The following is a 17583-nucleotide window of genomic DNA, read 5'->3' as shown; positions in this document are numbered from 1 at the left end:
TAAAAGCTCGCGAGGCAAGCTCGCTCCTACAGGGGGTGGTGGTGGGCGGCTCAGCCCACTTTGATCAGGCTTTGCCGGCAGTGCAGCGTCAGTTTCGCACCGCCGCCCTCGCGGTCGCCGACATCGAGGCTGAAACCGTGCAGGTTGACGATGGCCGCGACGATGGACAGACCCAGGCCAAACCCGCCGTGTTTGTCATCGCTGCGGTAAAAACGCTGGAACACCGCCACCCGTTCCGCTTGCGGTATGCCGGGCCCGGTATCGAGCACTTCGATGCGCGGACTGCCTTCATCGTTCACCGCCCGCAGGATCACTTCACCGCCGGGCGGGGTGAATTTGATCGAGTTACTCAACAGATTGGCCAGCGCCTCAAACAGCAACGCCCGGTCGCCCGTCAGCCCGGGCAGGGTTTCGGGCATATCCAGGGTCAGGGTGACCTGGCCTTCCTCCGCCAGGGGCAGGTAAAAGTCGTACACCTCCTGGAGTAAAGGCCGCGGGTCGAGTTGCACAAAGCCCGAACGACGCTGGTGGTCTTCCAGTTCGGAGATGCGCAACAACCCGCGAAAACGCGCCATCAGGGTGTCGGTTTCGCCAATCACTTCATCCATTTGCAAGGCCTGGGCAGAGCCTTCGACGGCTTGCTGCCGGATCCGGTACAGCTGCGCCCGCAAACGGGTGAGCGGGGTGCGCAGGTCGTGGGCGATGTTGTCGCATACCCCTTTGACCTCATGCATCAGCCGCTCGAGGCGGTCGAGCATGGCGTTGACAATGGCGGCCAGCATGTCCAGCTCATCGCGGCGGTTGGACAGCGGCAAGCGGCAGGTCAGATCGCCGGCGACAATCGCTTCGGCACTGGCCTGAATCGCCCTGATGCGTTGCAGCGGGCGTCGGCGCAGCAAGTGCCAGCCGGCAATGCCCGGAATGATGGTCAGCGACAGCCCCCAGAGCAGGGCATGCAAAATGATCCGGGTCACGGCAAACAGCGAACCGTTATCGCGCACCAGTATCAGCCAGCGGCCGTCGCGGGTCTGCGTGGCTACGGCATCACAGCTGTCTTGCGGCAGGTTCGGATCATCGGAGTCGATGCAGGTACTCAGTTCATGGATCCGACCATCCAGTGGCAGACCTTCGGGGATGCTTTGTATCGGACCGCTGAGGGGCTGGTGCTGCGCATTGAACAGTCCATAAGCATCAACTGCACGCATATCGAACGTCATGCTGGTGGCGAGCGCTTCGTCCAGTTGCTCGCCCTGAAAACGGGCAAACAGGTGCTGGCGCTGCATCAACGAGTGTTTGGCCAGGTTGCCCAGGTAATCCGAAACCTCGTAGTACAGCACCCCCATGAGGATGCAGCTCCAGGCCACGAACAGAAAACTGTACAGCGCCAGCAGACGGCTACTGGAAGAACGCCAGCCCTTAGAGGGGTTCGGCAATGACATAACCCGAGCCTCGAACGGTGCGGATAAGAGGCACCTGGCCCTGGGGGTCGATTTTTTTGCGCAGGCGCCCGATATGGACGTCGATCAGGTTGGTGCCCGGGTCGAAGTGATAACCCCAGACTTCCTCGAAGATCATCATGCGCGAGAGGATTTGCCCGGTGTTGCGCATCAGGAATTCCAGCAGCTTGTATTCGGTGGGCAGCAGGCTCAGTTGTTGCTCGGCGCGGCTGGCTTCGCGGGTGATCAGGTTGAGTTCGAGGTCGGCGACCCGCAGCGAAGTTTCGTGTTTGTCGGCCGGGCTTTTGCGGCGCAGCAAGACTTCAACCCTGGCGGCCATTTCGTCACTGGCAAAGGGTTTGGTGAGGTAGTCATCGCCACCTGCGCGCAGGCCGCGAACCCGCTCGTCGACGTCGGAGAGGGCGCTGATCATCAGGATCGGGGTGCTGACGCCAATGGTGCGCAGGGTGGTGACAATCGCCAGCCCGTCGAGCTCGGGCAGCATGCGGTCGAGGGTGATCAGGTCGTAGTCGCCGCTCACGGCGCGCACCAGACCTTCGCGGCCATTGGCTACCCAGTCTACTTCCAGGCCGTGGCTGCTCAACTCAGCCACGATCTCTTTTGCCGTTACGGCATCGTCTTCGATGGTCAAAATCCGGGTCATACCGTCACCTGATGGGCCTTTTGTGCAGTGAGCACATTTTGCCCACAAAAAGCTGAAACGTTTCTGAATATTTCTTCATGTTCGAAAGGTTAGCCCCGCAGGGGCGAGCATGCCCGCGATCTTTTGATCTTGAAAAAGCTCGCGCCTGCAGACCGGGTCATTCCTGCAGGGCCGGCCGCGCGGTTGCCATCTGCGGTATCGGTTTGCGCATCAGCGTCCCCACCAGCAGTGCGCCCAGCAAGGCCAGGATCCCGGCCACCCATAGCACCACCCCGAAGCCGGAAACAAAAGCCCGGGTTGCCAGCGGTTCAATGCGTGTGCGGGCTGCCTCTGGCAGTTGGCTCAGGGCCCCCGGCATGTCTCCCGCCACCACCCTTGTGGCAATAAAGTGGCTCTGTTCAAGCCACGGCCGCGCTTGCTGCCTGAGGCTGGCCTGCAGGTTTTGCTCGGTGTGACTGCCAAGCAAGGCACCGAATACACCGATGGCCAGCACGATGGCGCTGAAGCGCATGGTGGTACTCATGCCGGACGCCATGCCCACCCGGTCCCGGGGTACGCAGGCCATGATGTTTTTCTGTGTGTCGCCATTGAGCAAACCGGCTCCGGCACCGGTCACTGCAGTGGTCAGGGCAAAGCTCAAGTAGCCACCATGGTCCACCGCCCAGGCACTGAGCAGGTTGCCACAGCCAACCAGGGTCAGGCCTGCCGCCATCAGGCTGGCCGGGCTGACGTGCGAGGCCAGGCGGGCACCAATACGCGGGCAGATCAGCATGGCCAGGGCAAACGGCAACATGCCCAGGCCCGACGCGACGGCGCTGAAGCCCAAGCCGTTTTGCAGGTAGAACGGCAGCAGCGTCATCATCACTTGTGCGCAACCGGCGTAGGCAAACATCCCGAGCAGGGCACCGATAAAGCGCGGGTGACGGAACAGTTTCAAGTCAATCATGGGCCGCCGTTGCACCGCCTCGACCCATACGAACAAGCCCAGCAATAACGCTCCGGCACTCAGGCGGGCATAGGTCATCGGGCTGTCCCAGCCAATGCGGTTGGCTTCGATCAGGCCCCAGATCAGGCACAGCAGACTGGCGCTGAAGGCCAGGCTGCCCCAGGGGTCGAGACGGGCTGCCTGGGGATCCCGGGACTCGGCAATGGCATGCCTGACCAGCAGCATCAGCAGCAAGCCCACGGGCAGGTTGAGGTAGAAAATCCAGCGCCAGCCCAGGGATTCGGTGATCAGGCCGCCAAGGGTCGGTGCAGCCGTCATCGCCACGCCCATGCACGCCCCCCAGAACGCCCAGGCCTTGGCACGTTCGACCTCGTCATGAAAGGCGTGGCCAATGGAGGCCAATGCTGAAGTCAGCAACAGAGCCGCGCCGACCCCTTTGACGGCCCTGGCGATCTCCAGCAACAGGCTGTTGGGGGCAGCGCCGCAACCGATGGAGGCAAGGATGAAAATGCTTAAACCCCAGAGCAGGGTTTTCTTGCGGCCAAAGCGGTCGGCAATGCTCCCGGCAGGCAGCAGCAGGGCCGCAAATGCCAACATGTAGGCGCTGACCACCCATTCGATATCGACAAAGTTGGCCCCAAGGTCGCGGGCGATGCTGGGCAGGGTGACCGCGACGATATTGGTATCGAGCACGATTAACGAACACACCCCGCTGGCAGTCAGCAGGGTCAGGCGTGGGCTGACAGTTTTCATGGCGCAGTTCCTGGATGATGGGTCTCAACATTGCTTTGCAGGTAATTGGTTTGACGGGCAGGTTCCCTTCTCTCTAGTGTGGGATGGCCACAGACTATCGCGCTGCATGGCAGAGTCTGTTAGCTGCTAACCCTGACTTCATTACCTTTGAGCTAATGCTGGTATGGATATACGTCATTTCCGCTATTTTCTGGCTGTCGCCCGACAGCGCAACTTCACCCGCGCCGCGCAAGTGCTGGGGATTGCGCCGCCTACCCTAAGCCGGCAAATCCAGGACCTCGAGCATGCACTGGGGGTGCGTCTGTTTATTCGCCAGCAACGTCAGGTCAGCCTGACCGAAGCAGGCCAGGCCTTGCTGCCCGAGGCTGACGCCACAGTGCGCCAGTTCGAACTGGCGCAGCGCAATGCCCGGCGGGCCGGGCGCGGTGAAGTGGGGCATATCGAATTGGGCTACGTTGCGTCGGCGGTTTACTCCGGCGTGTTGCAACGCCAGGTGCAGGCTTTTTCCCGGGACTGCAGCGAAGTCAGTCTCAATGTGCAAGAAGCGCCGATGGCCGACCTGCCGCTGAGTGTGGTGGAAGGCCGCTTCGACCTGGGTTACGTGCGTTCACCCATGGCCTTGCCTCCGGAGCTGGAGGCGATTGGCCTGAATGCCGAGGGTTTTGTACTGGCCCTGACGGATGATTCATGGCTCACGCGTCTTAAAGGCATCAGCGCGCAACACCTGCAAAACGAGACCTTTATCCTGCCCGAACAAATCAGCGGCACTTTGCAGGTTGCGGCCCAGGGTGGCTACGCCCCCAGGCTCGGCGCCCAGCCCGGTGGCCTGGTGGCGGTGATTGCTCTGGTGTCGCTGGGGCAAGGGGTGGCGGTGGTGCCGGAGTCGGTGGTCGGGCATATCAGTTTGCCCAATGTGATTTACCGGCCGATCGAGGGCTGCGCGGCAACGTCATGGTTGTCCCTGATTCACCGCCGGTTTGAAAAGTCCCCGGTGGTGGCCCGTTATATCGCCAAAGTGAAACATGATTTTCGTACCTTCACGCCGGCTGCCAACTAACAACCCGGTCTTTCTGAATATCTGCTTGGTATAGGTGCGTTTACCTGTAGACCCAGTACAATCGCGCACTTTTTACCAGGCATGGATGCTGTTCGGCACCTGCTTACGAGAAAGCCCATGGTTTCTGCTAGTTACTCCCCTTCGCTGGTTTTTATTTCCCTGTGCGTCGCAATACTCGCGTCGTATACCGCCCTGGATCTGGCCGGACGAATCGCCACGGCCCGTGGCCGAACCGTGTATCTGTGGATGAGCGGCGGGGCGCTGGCAATGGGCTTTGGCGTGTGGTCGATGCATTTTATCGGGATGCTCGCCCTGCAGTTGCCGCTGGAGCTGGGTTATGACCTGGGGCTGACGGTGTGGTCGTTGCTGGTGGCCATTCTGTCGTCAGGTTTTGCATTGTGGCTGGTCAGCCAGCCGCGCTTGCCGGCCCTGCAATTATTGTTCGGCGCATTGGTCATGGGGGCAGGCATCAGCGCCATGCACTACAGCGGTATGGCGGCGTTGCGCATGCAGCCGGGAATCGATTACGACCCGGCGCTGGTGGGACTGTCCCTGGTGATTGCGGTAGGGGCCTCGGCCGCTGCCTTGTCCATAGCGTTCCGCCTGCGCAAGCACACCCCCTATGTGCATCTGGTGCGGGCCGGGGCTTCGATCATCATGGGCGTGGCAATTGTCGGCATGCACTACACCGGCATGGCTGCGGCGAATTTCCCGGTCGGCAGTTTTTGCGGCGCGGCCGTGGACGGTTTGAGTGGCAAGGGCCTGGATAATCTGGTGCTGGTGACCAGCCTGGCGGTGTTGGTCATTGCCTTGTTGACTTCAGTTTTTGACGCCCGGCTGGATGCAAGTACTGCGGCCCTGGCGAACTCCCTGACCCTGGCCAATGAAGAACTGACCCAACTGGCCCTGCATGACACCCTGACCGGCCTGCCCAATCGCACCCTGCTGGCCGACCGCATCAGCCAGGCCATGGCCAAAGTGGCGGAGCAGGGCGGATGCTTCTCGTTGATGTTTATCGATCTGGACGGCTTCAAACCGGTTAACGATGCTTTTGGTCACCATTTGGGTGACCGTTTGCTGCGCGAAGTGGCGTTGCGCTTGCGTGAACAGTTGCGCAGCCAGGACACCCTGGCGCGCATCGGTGGCGATGAATTTGTGTTGCTGGTGCGCTTGAGCGAACCGGACGATGCGCCCCAGGTCGCCGCGCGGCAGGTCAGCCTGCTGTCAAAGGGGTTCCGGGTTGATGAGCATGATTTGCAGATCTCCGCGAGTGTCGGCATTGCCCTGTATCCAGGCAACGGGCAGACCGCCGAAGAGCTGCTGATGAACGCCGACGCGGCGATGTACCACGCCAAGGGCGCCGGCAAAAACGGTTACAGCTTCTTCGATGTCTCGATGAACACCAATGCCCGCAAACAACTGCAACTGCTCCAGGACTTGCGCCAGGCGGTGGAGCAAAACCAGTTCCGCTTGCACTACCAGCCCAAGTTTGACGCCACCAGCGGCCAGCCGGTGGGGGCCGAAGCCTTGTTGCGCTGGGAGCATCCGCAGCAGGGGCTGTTGCTGCCCGAGCACTTTATCGAACTGGCGGAAAAAACCGGGTTGATCATTCCCATCGGCGAGTGGGTGCTCAATGAAGCCTGCCGCCAGATGCGTATGTGGTTCGATCAGGGGTATAGCCACTGGCGCATTGCAGTCAATCTGTCGGCGTTGCAGTTTTGCTATTCGGGGCTGGTCGACAGTGTGGTTGCGTCGCTGGAGCAGCACGGGTTGCCGGCCAACAGCCTGACCCTGGAAATCACCGAAACCACGGCCATGAGCGATGCGGACGCGAGCATGACCGTGCTGCAAAAGCTGTCGCAGATGGGGGTGGATTTGTCCATCGATGACTTCGGCACCGGCTATTCGAGCCTGATGTATCTCAAGCGCCTGCCGGCCAATGAACTGAAAATCGACCGCGGGTTTGTCCGCGACCTGGAGCATGACAGCGACGATGCCGCGATTGTCTCGGCGATTGTGGCTCTGGGCCAGGCACTGGGGTTGCGGATTGTGGCTGAAGGGGTTGAAACCGACACCCAGCAAAGCTTCCTGACCACTCTGGGCTGTGATGCCCTGCAAGGTTTTCTGCTGGGGCAACCGCTACCGGCCGAGCAATTCATGCTGGATATCCATCGCGCCGAACTGTCGCGTTAAGGCCAATCGCCAGCGTCCTGACAAACCAAAGCTTTCGCGGTTATTCTGCCGGTCACATTTGCACCGTCGAACTGGAGAGCGTTTTTATGGACAAAGTCATCTTGATCACCGGCGGCAGTCGCGGCATTGGCGCTGCAACTGCGATCCTGGCAGCACAGCAGGGCTACCGGATTTGCATCAACTACCTGACGGATGCCGCCGCCGCCCATGAAGTGCTGGCCCGGGTGCATGCGCTGGGGGCAAAGGCGATTGCGGTGCAAGCCGATGTCAGCAATGAAGAAGAGATCATCAGCCTGTTTACCCGGGTTGACGAAGAGCTCGGGCCGATCACCGCGCTGGTCAACAATGCCGGCACCGTGGGCCTCAAGTCCCGGGTCGACGAAATGTCCGAATCGCGTATTTTGCACACCCTGAGAACCAATGTGCTGGGGCCGATCCTGTGTTCCAGGTATGCGGTACTGCGCATGTCTCCGCGTTACGGCGGCCAGGGCGGCAATATCGTCAACGTGTCGTCGGGGGCTGCACGCCTGGGCTCGCCCAATGAGTACGTGGACTATGCCGCTTCAAAAGGCGCACTGGACACCTTTACGCTGGGCTTGTCCAAAGAACTGGCGGGCGAGGGGATCCGGGTCAACGCGGTGCGCCCGGGCCTGATCTTTACCGAGTTCCACGCCTTGAGCGGCGACCCGGGGCGGGTCAGCAAGCTGGAGTCGAGCATCCCGATGGGCCGTGGCGGACGCCCCGAGGAAGTCGCCGAAGCCATTATCTGGCTGCTCAGCGACAAGGCTTCCTACGCCACCGGTACCTTTATCGATTTGTGCGGCGGGCGTTGATCCAGGCCCGTTAGATACCCAACAACAGGCCCGGCCTCTGTGGGCGCCGGGCTTGCCCGCGATGGCATCGCTGGCAAGGCTGGCGGTATTACCTGGATATGCATGTTGCTTTTCCCTGGGATCTATCGATAATGCGACTTATTGCTATTTGAGTCTGGTTATCTATCGTGTCTAGTCCTGTGGATCCCAAAGCCCTGCTGGCGAGTCTTTATCACGACAATCATGCGTGGCTGCGCGGCTGGCTGTCGCGACAGGTGCGCTGCCCGCAGGATGCTGCCGATCTGACTCAGGACACCTTCGTGCGGGCTTTCGATGCGCAGCAACTCGAGCGCATTGAACAGCCCAGAGCCTATCTGAGTACCGTTGCCCGGCGGCTGCTGTGCTCGCTATGGCGTCGACGCAAGCTGGAGCAATCCTATCTCGAGCAGCTTGCAGACCTGCCCCAGAATTATGCCCCTTCAGCCGAAGACATTGCGCTGGTACGCGAGGCGATCGAAGCGATTGATCAGGCGCTGGAAGGCTTGCCGTCGCGGGTGCGGCGGGCGTTTTTGCTCAATCGCCTCGAAGCCATGCCGCAGCAGGCCATCGCCACTCTGCTGGGGGTTTCACTGGCCACCGTTGAGCGCGATTTGCGCCGGGCCTTTTTCCATTGCCTGGCGCAAACCCGGGAGTGCCCATGAGCCAGGTCAGAGTTGATCCCGCCACCCGTGCCGCCGTGGACTGGATGCTGCGGCTTGAGTCCGGGCAGGCCTGCCCTTCGGAACGTCAGGTGTTCAAAGCCTGGCTGGCGGAAAAACCCGAGCACATGGCTGCCTGGCAGCGGGTGGCCGGGGTCTTGAAAAACCCGCTGGCGGATTTGCAGTCTGTTGAACGGCGTAACCCCGGGCAGTTGCATGCCGCGAGCAAGGCGCTGCTGGCCAGTTCAACGGTCCCAGGCAAAAAAGCCCTGCAAGGCGGCCTGTTGCTGTTACTGCTGGGGTTGGGCGCCGCGAGTGTGGTCGACCGGGTCACCCCGCTGAGGGGCTTGATGGCCGATCAACATACCGCCACCGGCGAGCGTAAAACCATACAGCTGGCGGATGGCAGCCGCCTGACACTCAACGCCCGCAGCGCCGTGGATATCCAGTTCAGCGCCGGGCAGCGGCGGGTGCAATTACGCGCAGGCGAGTTGCAGGTCGATGTTGCCGCCGACCCGCTGCGGCCCTTTGTGGTTGCGACCGCCCAAGGCCAGGTCCAGGCCCTGGGCACGCGGTTCATGGTGCGCCAGGGGCCGGACGAAAGCCTGGCCAGTGTCCAGCAGCACAGCGTGCAGCTGGATACGCTCAATGGTCTGCAGCGACGCATCAATGCCGGTCAGGCGGTGTCGTTCAGCGCCAGCCAGATTGACCCGCAAACCTCGACCGCACGCAGTCAGGCCGATTGGCTCGAAGGCCGGGTCGAGCTGCATGACGAGCCGTTGTCGACTCTGGTAGAGGCGCTGCGGCCTTATCAGGCCGGAGTTCTGCGTATCAGTCCCGAAGCCGCCAGGGTCCGGGTGTTCGGGGTTTTCTCGTTGGACGACACACCGCAGACCTTGAGCACTCTGGCGCAAACCTTGCCGATCAAGGTCACGCGCTATGGGCCCTGGTTGACCCTGATTGATGTGCGCGGGTAAAAATTCCACCGAATGGGAATTATTTACAAATAAGCTGAGGGGAAAACTCTGCTCGTTGGTCAAGGTTACAACTGCCTACCTTGCAACGAGAAAGGATGCCCCATGTCGTACGCCCCGTTGAGACCCTGCCTGCTGGCGCTGACCATTACCCTGAGCATTGCCTGCCCTTTGGCTGCGGTGGCCGGGCCGCTGGCCAATGAACAGAGCGCCCTGCGTGCCTTTGACCTGCCGGCGGCGCCGCTGGGTGTGACACTGAGCCGGATTGCCCGTGACAGCCAGCTGACCCTGTCGGTAGCTCCTGCCTTGTTGCAGGGGAAAACCTCGGCCCCGGTACGGGGCATGTTCACCCCGCAGCAGGCCGCCGAGCGTGCCCTGGCAGGCAGCGGTCTGGGTTTGAACGTGACCCAGAGCGGTGCCCTGAGCGTTTACCCGCTGGCGGCAACGGGCACCTTGAATCTTGGAGCAACCACAGTATCGGGGCGTACCGCCGAGGACGCTCGCGGAGCGGTTGACGGTTTTGTTGCCACCCGATCGGCCACGGCCACTAAAACCGATACACCGATTCTGGAGATCCCGCAGACCATCAACGTGGTGACGGCGGATCAGGTGCAGGTCCAGGGCGCCCGCGATCTGACCCAGGCCCTGCGTTACACCCCGGGCCTGAGCACCAATGGCTACACCGACCGCAACACCATCGCCGATGAAATCACCAGCCGCGGCTTTGCCCCGACCCTGCTTTATCTCGATGGCGCTTATTTGCCTTCGGCCGGGAGTCTGGGCGGCGCGCCACAGATCGACCCCTATACCCTGGAGCGCATCGAAGTTCTTAAAGGGCCGTCCTCGGTGCTCTACGGGCAGAATCAGCCCGGAGGCATGATCAATATGGTGTCCAAGCGGCCGAGTACCGAAGCCGCGCACCAGATCAAGGTCGGCACCGGCAGTTTCGATCGCTACAACCTGGCGTTTGACTTCACGGGGCCACTGGACGAGGCCAAAACCCTCAGTTACCGGTTGATCGGGGTCGGCAATACCGGCAGCGAACAGGTGGACCACACCGAGGATTCACGCCAGTTGCTGGCGCCCAGCTTCAGCTGGATGCCCGACGACGACACCGAGCTGACGCTGTATGCGCAAATCCAGCGCGATGACGCCCTGGCCGACTATCAGGCCTTGCCGGCGGTGGGCAGCCTGTATCGCAACTCCCAGGGCAACAGGATTGATCGTGATACGTTTCTGGGCGACTCGAAATGGAACGACTACAAGCGTGATCAATACGTGCTTGGCTATCAGTTTTCCCACGCTTTCAATGAGGCCATGACCTATCGCCAGAGCCTGAGCTATATAGACGTCAACGACCGCTACAAAGGCTTTTACCTCAACCGTTTTGTCACCACCCCCGAGGGCATCAGTGACACCCACGCCAGTCGCACCAAGCTCGACTGGCGCCAGCAAAACAGTTCCTACAGTTTCGACAACCACCTGCAAAGCGACTTCACCACCGGCCCCCTGCAGCACACCCTGCTGGTGGGCCTGGACTACCGGGATTTCACCCGCAAGTATCAGGGTTACAACCTGTCGGGCAGTGAAATCATCGACCTCTACAACCCCACCAACTACCGCACCACGGGGGTGCCGACCCTGACCACCAAGTGGGATAACAGGGTCAAGCAAACCGGCTTCTATGTGCAGGATCAGATCAAGTTCGACAACTTCATCCTGACCATTGGCGGGCGCCATGACTGGGCCAAAGTCGATAACAATGACCTGCTGGCCGATTCCCGGGAGATGCAAAACGATAACAAGTTTACCGGGCGCGTGGGGCTGACCTACGTCACCTCATTCGGGCTGGCACCCTATATCAGCTACACCGAATCGTTCCTGCCGTCAGTGGGGACCGCAGCTCCGGAGCGTGGGGGCAAGGCGTTCATCCCGCAATTGGGCAAGCAGTATGAAGTGGGGGTCAAGTATCAGCCTGACGACAGCACCTTGCTCACGGCGTCGGTGTTTCAGATCAAGCAGCAGAACGTGCTGACCGGTGACTTGCAGTACCAGGAGTATCAGATTCAGGAAGGTGAAGTCAGCTCGCGGGGGATCGAACTGGAAGGCAAAAGCAGCTTCAACAATATTGACCTGATTGCCTCGTTGTCCTACCTGGATGTGTTCTACAGCAAGTCCAACTATGGCAACCAGGGCAACCGCAGCGAAGCCCAGGCGCCATGGGCGGCGAGTGTGTGGACCGATTACCACTTCACCGGCAACCTGCTGCAGGGGGTGACCCTGGGCGGCGGTGCGCGTTACACCGGGAAGAATTACGGTGACTCGGACAACACCTTCAAAACCCCGTCATTCGTGATCTACGACGCCACCCTCAGCTATGACCTGGCGGCGCTGGACCCGGGGTTCAAAGGGGTGAGTACCAGCCTCAATGTGCAAAACCTGTTCGACCGCGAGTACGTCTCGTCGTGTAATTACAGCTTTGGCTGTTACTACGGCCAGCAACGGACTGCGGCGCTGGAAGTTAAATACGACTGGTGATACCGGGGCTTTACGGGTTTGTTTGGTGGGCAGGATTGATCTGCCCCCCGGTTTTGCGCACCGCTAATCGCAGACTTTATGGGCTTTCAACGGCGCAGTTTGAGTGCGCTGGCCAGGCTGATGGCCAGCGGCAGGCGCGGTAACAAGGTAGCCTGGTAGGCGTGGTACAGATCGCCCTTGCCGGGCCATATTTTTTCCGAAGGCTGATTGTCAGGCCCCAGTTCGTGGTGCCAGCTACCGTGCTGGCGATCGATCAGGTGCAGGTCGATGTAGTCCCAGAAGCACTGATACCAGACTTCATATTCCTGCTCGCCGGTGCGTTGCAACAAGGCCGCCGCTGCCGCCGAGGCTTCGGCCAGGGTCCAGTGCAGGCGTTCGCGCACCACGGGCCGGTTGTCCCAGTCCAGGGTGTAAACAATGCCGGTGTCACCATCGACATTCCAGCCATGCAGGCTGGCACTGTGGAACAGCTGGCGGGCGTCTTCGAGCAACCAGGCGGGCGCGGGCAGGCCGCGCTGCTTGCGCGCAGCTTCCAGGTGCAGCAGCAGGCGCGCCCATTCAAAGGCGTGACCCGGGGTTTTACCGAAGGGGCGGAATGGATCGCACGGATGGTCCCGGTTGTACTCCGGCAACGGCTGCCACCGGGCATCGAAGTGTTCGACGGGCAGGTAGGCGGACTGCGCGGCGTGCTGGTGGATCACCCGCTCGCTGATGCGCAGGGCGCGCTCCAGCCACAGGTCCTGGTCGAGCACGTCGGCCAGGGCGAGAAAGGTTTCGGTGCCGTGCATATTGCTGTTGGCCCCGCGATACGCTTCGCAGTCGCTCCAGTCACTAGCGAAGGACTCCAGCAGGGCACCTTCGTCTTCGCACCAGAACCGTGTTTCCAGCACCGCTACCGCTTCATCCAGTAATGCACTGGCGCCCGGGCGCCCGGCCACCACTGCGGAGCTGGCGGCCAGGGCGACAAATGCATGCAGGTACGCGGCTTTGCGGGTGTTGCCATCCTGCGCGTCGGGGGCGGCGAACCAGCCGCCGTGCACGCCATCGCGCAAGGCCCCGGCCAGTGCCTTCAGGCCGTGGTCGATCAATGGTGCGCAACCCGGCAGGCCCTGGATATGGGCCAGGGCGAAACTGTGAACCATACGGGCGGTGGTTACCGTGTCTGCCGGGGCATCGTCTGCGCGCTGGCCAAAGCGGTCAAGGCCGGCGAAACCGGAGGGAACACGGGCGGCCTTGGCGAAATCCAGCAGGGTCTGGCCCTGGGCGTGCAGCCACTGTTGATGGGGGGCGGAGGTCAGCCAGCTGTCGCTGGTCCGGGTGAGATCGGTCATGGGCCACCTGTTCGGTTCTTGTGATTATCTGGCGCTCGCAGCCTAAGGGATTGGCTGCAAAGTAGAAAGCTGAAACCTTTCATTACGGCAAGGACAAGCCCGCTGCCACAGGCCGTGGCAACGGCCGGTCAAATCTCCGGGATCCAGCGCTGGGACCAGTCGCTGTCGCGCTTGACCACCTCCCGCAGCAGTTCGATAGCCTGTTGCAAGGCGCTACCGTCGCGTTCGCGGGAATACACCAGATAGGTCGGGTAACTGAACTCGGGGGCCTTGGGAACGCGCTCCAGCGCGCCGCTGTCCAGATAACTCTGAACCACCCGGGTGCGAAAGTAGCCGCTGCCGCCGTTTTCCAGAATGTAGTGCAATGCCACCGGCCCCAGGTTGAAGCTGATGGCGGCCCGCGCCCGGTCCGGCAGTGCTGCGTCATGCTGGCGGCGGAAGTCCTCGCCCCAGTCCACATACACATAGGGTTCGGGCATGGCGGGGCGGCGGATCTGAATCAGTTTTTCCTCCAGCAATTGCTCCACCTGCACCCCGGGCCAATACACCGGCTGATAGACCAGTGCCGCGTCCAGCAGGCCCATTTCAACCTGCTCCAACAATTGCTCGCCGTCACGAATCTGCACCCGCAAGGCGTGGGTGTCCAGGTGTTCGCGCAGGGCTTTGGCCCAGCTCAGAATCAGCGGGTTGCACAGGCTGACTTCACCGCCGATATGCAGCATCTGGTGCAAGCCTTCGGGGCGCGGCAGATCCCGTCGTGCGGCTTCCCAGGTCTGCAGCAGCTGATTGGCGTAGACCACGAAGGCTTCCCCGTCGCAGGTCAGTCTGGCGCCTGCGCGGTTGCGAATGAACAGCGTCACGCCGAGCAGGCTTTCGAGTTTTTGCACCCGGGCCGTGACGGCTGTCTGGGTGACATGAAGTTTCTCGGCGGCACTCGCGAGGCTGCCGCAGCGAACAATTTCGAGAAAGGTCCGGGCCAGGTCGAGGTCCATGATCGCGCCAGTCTGCAAGGGGCCGTCAGTGTAAGGCTAACGGGTCAAAAAACATAAATACCGACCTTATAGTGGCCTGCATCAATGTCTGATTTTTATATTCAGCTAACGTCACCTGCCCTGGCACAGGGTGCCAGTGGTTTGCCGAACTGCAACACACACAAAAAAGGGATACCAGACATGGATGACTTGAACCGCCAGTACGACATTCAACCTTTGATAAAGGCTGACATGTCGATCCTGATCAATGGGCAGGCGGTAAATGCAGCTAAAGGAGAGACCGTGCTCAGCGTGTTGAATGCAGTGGGGGTGCGCCAGTTGTCACCGAACGATCACGGTGAAATGAATGGTGCTTATTGCGGCATGGGGGTGTGCTATTGCTGCCTGGTCAAGATCGATGGCCGGCACAAACGCCGGGCCTGCCAGACCCTGGTGCAGCCGGGGATGAGCGTGGAAACCGGGACCAACCGGGTCACTGCACAAGAGGCTGTGTTATGAGCCCGGATCCGGTGATTGTCGGCGGTGGTCCGGCGGCTATTTCGGCAGCTATCGAGCTGGCGCAGCATGGAGTGCGCAGCACCTTGCTGGAAGAAGCCTCCAGACTGGGTGGCGTGGTTTATCGCGGGCCATTGCGTGAAGGTGTCGAGCTCGACTATCTGGGGGAGCGCTACAAGGATGCACTGCACAAACTGCACGCAGAGTTTGCCGACATTGCCCACTCGGTAGATGTGCGCCTCAACCACCGCGTAGTCGGCGGGCAGGGCGAACACAGCCTGCAAGTGCTGGACCCGGATGAACGTCTGCAGGAAGTCGGCTTCGGCCAGCTGTTGCTGGGCGCCGGGTGCCATGAACGCAGCGTGCCGTTTCCTGGCTGGACCATTCCCGGGGTGATCATGCTTGGCGGTCTGCAACTGCAGATCAAAAGTGGCGTGGTCAAACCCCGTGGGCCGACGCTGATCGTCGGCACCGGGCCGCTGTTGATGCTGGTGGCGTGCCAGTTGCACGCGGCGGGTGTTGAAGTGGCCGGTGTGTATGAGGCCTGTGAATTTACCCGGATTGCCAAGGAAAGCCTGGCGCTGCTGAACCAGCCCCAGCTGTTTCTCGACGGCTTGAGCATGCTGATGTACCTCAAGCGCCACGGCGTGACCGTGCGTTACGGTTGGGGCGTAGTGCAGGCGCGGGGTGACGGCGAGCTGAGCGAAGTCATAGTGGCGCCGTACTCCGACACCTGGCAACCGGACCTGAGCAAGGCGCAACCGGTCATGGCCCGTACGCTGGCGGTGGGCTACGGCTTTATCCCCCGTACGCAACTGACTCAGCAAATGGGTCTTGATCACGCCTACAACGTCGACGGCTACCTGGCTGTCAAAGCCGATACCTGGCAGCGCAGCAATCAGCCGCACATCCACCTGGCCGGTGATGTCACCGGCATGCGCGGCGGTGAAGCGGCGATGCTCACCGGACGGATCGCGGCGTTATCGATTTTGCTCCAGCGCGGGGTTCTGAGCGAGAAACAGGCCCGGGCCCAGCGGCGGGTTTATCTTTCACGGCTCAACACCATCGTGCGCTTTCGTGGCGCCATCGATCGCTATACCCAACGGGGTACGCGCCAGATCGAATTGCCCCAGGCGGACACAGTGGTTTGCCGCTGCGAGAACGTCACCCGAGCCGACATCGACCTGGCCCTTAGCCAGGGGGTGCAGGACATGGCCAGCCTGAAAATGCGCACGCGGGTCAGCATGGGCGACTGTCAGGGCCGGATGTGCGTCGGCTACTGCAGTGATCGCCTGCGCGAGTCCACCGGCCGCCAGGATGTGGGTTGGTTGCGCCCGCGTTTTCCGCTGGAACCGGTGCCGTTTTCGGCTTTTACCAATGCCTGCAAGGATGCCTGACATGATCAAGACATATGACGTTGTAATCGCCGGTGGTGGCGTTATCGGTGCTTCCTGTGCCTACCACCTGTCCCGTCGCAAAGACCTGAAAGTGGCGATGATCGACTGCAAGCGCCCGGGCAATGCCAGCCGCGCGTCGGCGGGTGGTCTTTGGGCCATCGGCGAGTCTGTCGGGCTTGGCTGCGGAGTGATCTTTTTTCGCATGATGTCTGCCGAGCGCAAGCGTGAAGCCCAGGGTACGGCGGTGATCGTCGACTCCAGCACCCCGCATATCCTGCCGGAGTGTTTCTTTGACTTCGCCCTGCAGTCCAATGCGCTGTACCCGGGCCTGCATCAGGAAATGATCGAAAAGCACGGCATGGACTTCAAGTTCGAGCGTACCGGGCTCAAGTACGTGATTTACGACGATGAAGACCGTCTCTACGCCGAGCATATCGTTGCCAACATCCCGCACCTGAGCGACGAGGTGCGCTGGCTTGACCAGGCTGCCTTGCGCGAGTCCGAGCCGAGCGTCAGCCATGACGCCCTGGGGGCGCTGGAGTTTCTCTGTGACCACCAGGTGAGCCCGTTCCGGCTGACCGATGCCTACACCGAAGGTGCGCGGCAAAATGGCGTCGACCTGTACTTCAACAGCAACGTCACCGAGGTGCTGCGTCAGGGCAGCAAGGTGGTGGGGGTACGCACTGACAACCAGGGTGCATTTCACTGCAAGACCCTGATCAATGCTGCCGGCGCCTGGGCCGCAGAACTCAGCGTGATGGCCACGGACCTGAGCATCCCCGTGGCGCCGGTCAAGGGCCAGATCGTCTTGACCGAGCGCATGCCCAAGCTGCTTAACGGCTGCCTGACCACCAGCGACTGTTACCTGGCGCAAAAGGACAATGGAGAAATCCTGATTGGCAGTACCACCGAAGACAAGGGGTTCGACGTGAGCACCACCTTCCCGGAGATTGCCGGTTTGGTGCAGGGGGCGATGCGTTGCATTCCAGAGCTCAAAGACGTCAACCTCAAGCGCACCTGGGCCGGGTTGCGCCCGGGGTCGCCGGATGAACTGCCGATTTTGGGGCCGATGGCAGGGGTTGAAGGGTACTTGAACGCCTGCGGGCATTTCCGTACCGGCATCCTGACCTCGGCGATCACCGGGGTCATGCTGGATGCGCTGGTGCGTGATCAACCGTTGCCGCTGGATGTCACGCCGTTTCTGGCGGACAGGTTTAACCTGCAACCGGTGGGGCTAAAAAAAGTGATAGGCGCCTGAAGGGCGTCAGGGCTTGTAGTCGCTGACGAAAAACGAGGC

At 61.3% G+C, this 17583-nt stretch carries 14 protein-coding genes; 9 read left to right on the top strand and 5 right to left on the bottom strand.

Features of this window, described 5'->3' with window-relative positions; all coding sequences use genetic code 11:
* Positions 1–50: 50 nt before the first annotated feature.
* From JQ848_RS13425 to JQ848_RS13415, 3 genes are all read right to left on the bottom strand, one after another.
* The gene (locus tag JQ848_RS13425; RefSeq protein ID WP_010656928.1) at positions 51–1439 is read right to left on the bottom strand and encodes a sensor histidine kinase; all 1389 of its coding nucleotides are present in this window, start codon (positions 1437–1439) and stop codon (positions 51–53) included.
* Positions 1417–2100: a response regulator transcription factor gene (locus JQ848_RS13420; RefSeq protein ID WP_003446214.1), complete on the bottom strand. Its 684-nt coding sequence runs from the start codon at positions 2098–2100 to the stop codon at positions 1417–1419. Before JQ848_RS13420 ends, JQ848_RS13425 begins: the two co-directional genes overlap by 23 nt.
* A 157-nt stretch (positions 2101–2257) precedes the next feature.
* On the bottom strand, positions 2258–3799 hold the full coding sequence (locus tag JQ848_RS13415; protein ID WP_202210824.1) for an MFS transporter: 1542 nt from the start codon (positions 3797–3799) through the stop codon (positions 2258–2260).
* 163 nt (positions 3800–3962) lie between these two features.
* On the opposite strand from JQ848_RS13415, the gene JQ848_RS13410 reads away from it, so the two are divergent.
* From JQ848_RS13410 to JQ848_RS13385, 6 genes are all read left to right on the top strand, one after another.
* Positions 3963–4856 carry a LysR family transcriptional regulator gene (locus JQ848_RS13410; protein WP_003446211.1) on the top strand — a complete coding sequence of 298 codons (894 nt, stop codon included), beginning with the start codon at positions 3963–3965 and terminating at the stop codon, positions 4854–4856.
* A 117-nt stretch (positions 4857–4973) separates the two neighbouring features.
* Positions 4974–7049: a putative bifunctional diguanylate cyclase/phosphodiesterase gene (locus JQ848_RS13405; protein WP_003446202.1), complete on the top strand. Its 2076-nt coding sequence runs from the start codon at positions 4974–4976 to the stop codon at positions 7047–7049.
* An 86-nt stretch (positions 7050–7135) separates the two neighbouring features.
* Positions 7136–7882, top strand: coding sequence for an SDR family oxidoreductase (locus JQ848_RS13400; protein WP_003446200.1), 747 nt, complete (start codon positions 7136–7138; stop codon positions 7880–7882).
* Positions 7883–8049: 167 nt separating this feature from the next.
* A complete protein-coding gene (locus JQ848_RS13395; protein WP_037001887.1) occupies positions 8050–8562 on the top strand; it encodes a sigma-70 family RNA polymerase sigma factor in 513 nt (170 codons plus the stop codon).
* Positions 8559–9536: a FecR family protein gene (locus JQ848_RS13390; RefSeq protein WP_003446197.1), complete on the top strand. Its 978-nt coding sequence runs from the start codon at positions 8559–8561 to the stop codon at positions 9534–9536. The genes JQ848_RS13395 and JQ848_RS13390 overlap by 4 nt, the downstream gene beginning before the upstream one ends.
* Before the next feature lie 102 nt (positions 9537–9638).
* Complete coding sequence (locus tag JQ848_RS13385; protein WP_202210823.1) at positions 9639–12071, top strand: TonB-dependent siderophore receptor; 2433 nt, start codon at positions 9639–9641, stop codon at positions 12069–12071.
* 86 nt (positions 12072–12157) lie between these two features.
* Here the strand turns inward: JQ848_RS13385 and JQ848_RS13380 are convergent, their stop codons facing one another.
* Together JQ848_RS13380 and JQ848_RS13375 are read right to left on the bottom strand one after the other, a co-directional pair.
* Positions 12158–13402: a D-mannose isomerase gene (locus JQ848_RS13380; RefSeq protein WP_003446193.1), complete on the bottom strand. Its 1245-nt coding sequence runs from the start codon at positions 13400–13402 to the stop codon at positions 12158–12160.
* 128 nt (positions 13403–13530) lie between these two features.
* A complete protein-coding gene (locus JQ848_RS13375) occupies positions 13531–14394 on the bottom strand; it encodes a LysR family transcriptional regulator (protein WP_003446192.1) in 864 nt (287 codons plus the stop codon).
* A gap of 180 nt (positions 14395–14574) precedes the next feature.
* Between JQ848_RS13375 and JQ848_RS13370 the strand changes: the two genes are divergently transcribed.
* Genes JQ848_RS13370 through hcnC form a run of 3 tightly spaced genes read left to right on the top strand, consistent with a single transcriptional unit; the run spans position 14575 to position 17544 of the window.
* On the top strand, positions 14575–14892 hold the full coding sequence (locus JQ848_RS13370) for a (2Fe-2S)-binding protein (protein ID WP_003446191.1): 318 nt from the start codon (positions 14575–14577) through the stop codon (positions 14890–14892).
* Positions 14889–16286, top strand: coding sequence for a cyanide-forming glycine dehydrogenase subunit HcnB (gene hcnB, locus JQ848_RS13365; RefSeq protein ID WP_202210822.1), 1398 nt, complete (start codon positions 14889–14891; stop codon positions 16284–16286). Before JQ848_RS13370 ends, hcnB begins: the two co-directional genes overlap by 4 nt.
* Position 16287: 1 nt before the next feature.
* Entirely contained in the window at positions 16288–17544 is a 1257-nt protein-coding gene (gene hcnC, locus JQ848_RS13360; protein ID WP_003446189.1) for a cyanide-forming glycine dehydrogenase subunit HcnC, read from the top strand.
* Positions 17545–17583: the final 39 nt, after the last annotated feature.

The organism is Pseudomonas paraversuta, from assembly GCF_904067025.1.
GTDB classification, from domain to species: domain Bacteria; phylum Pseudomonadota; class Gammaproteobacteria; order Pseudomonadales; family Pseudomonadaceae; genus Aquipseudomonas; species Aquipseudomonas paraversuta.
The sequence above is the reverse complement of the archived record's forward strand: the minus strand, read 5'-3'. Positions and strand labels throughout refer to the sequence as shown.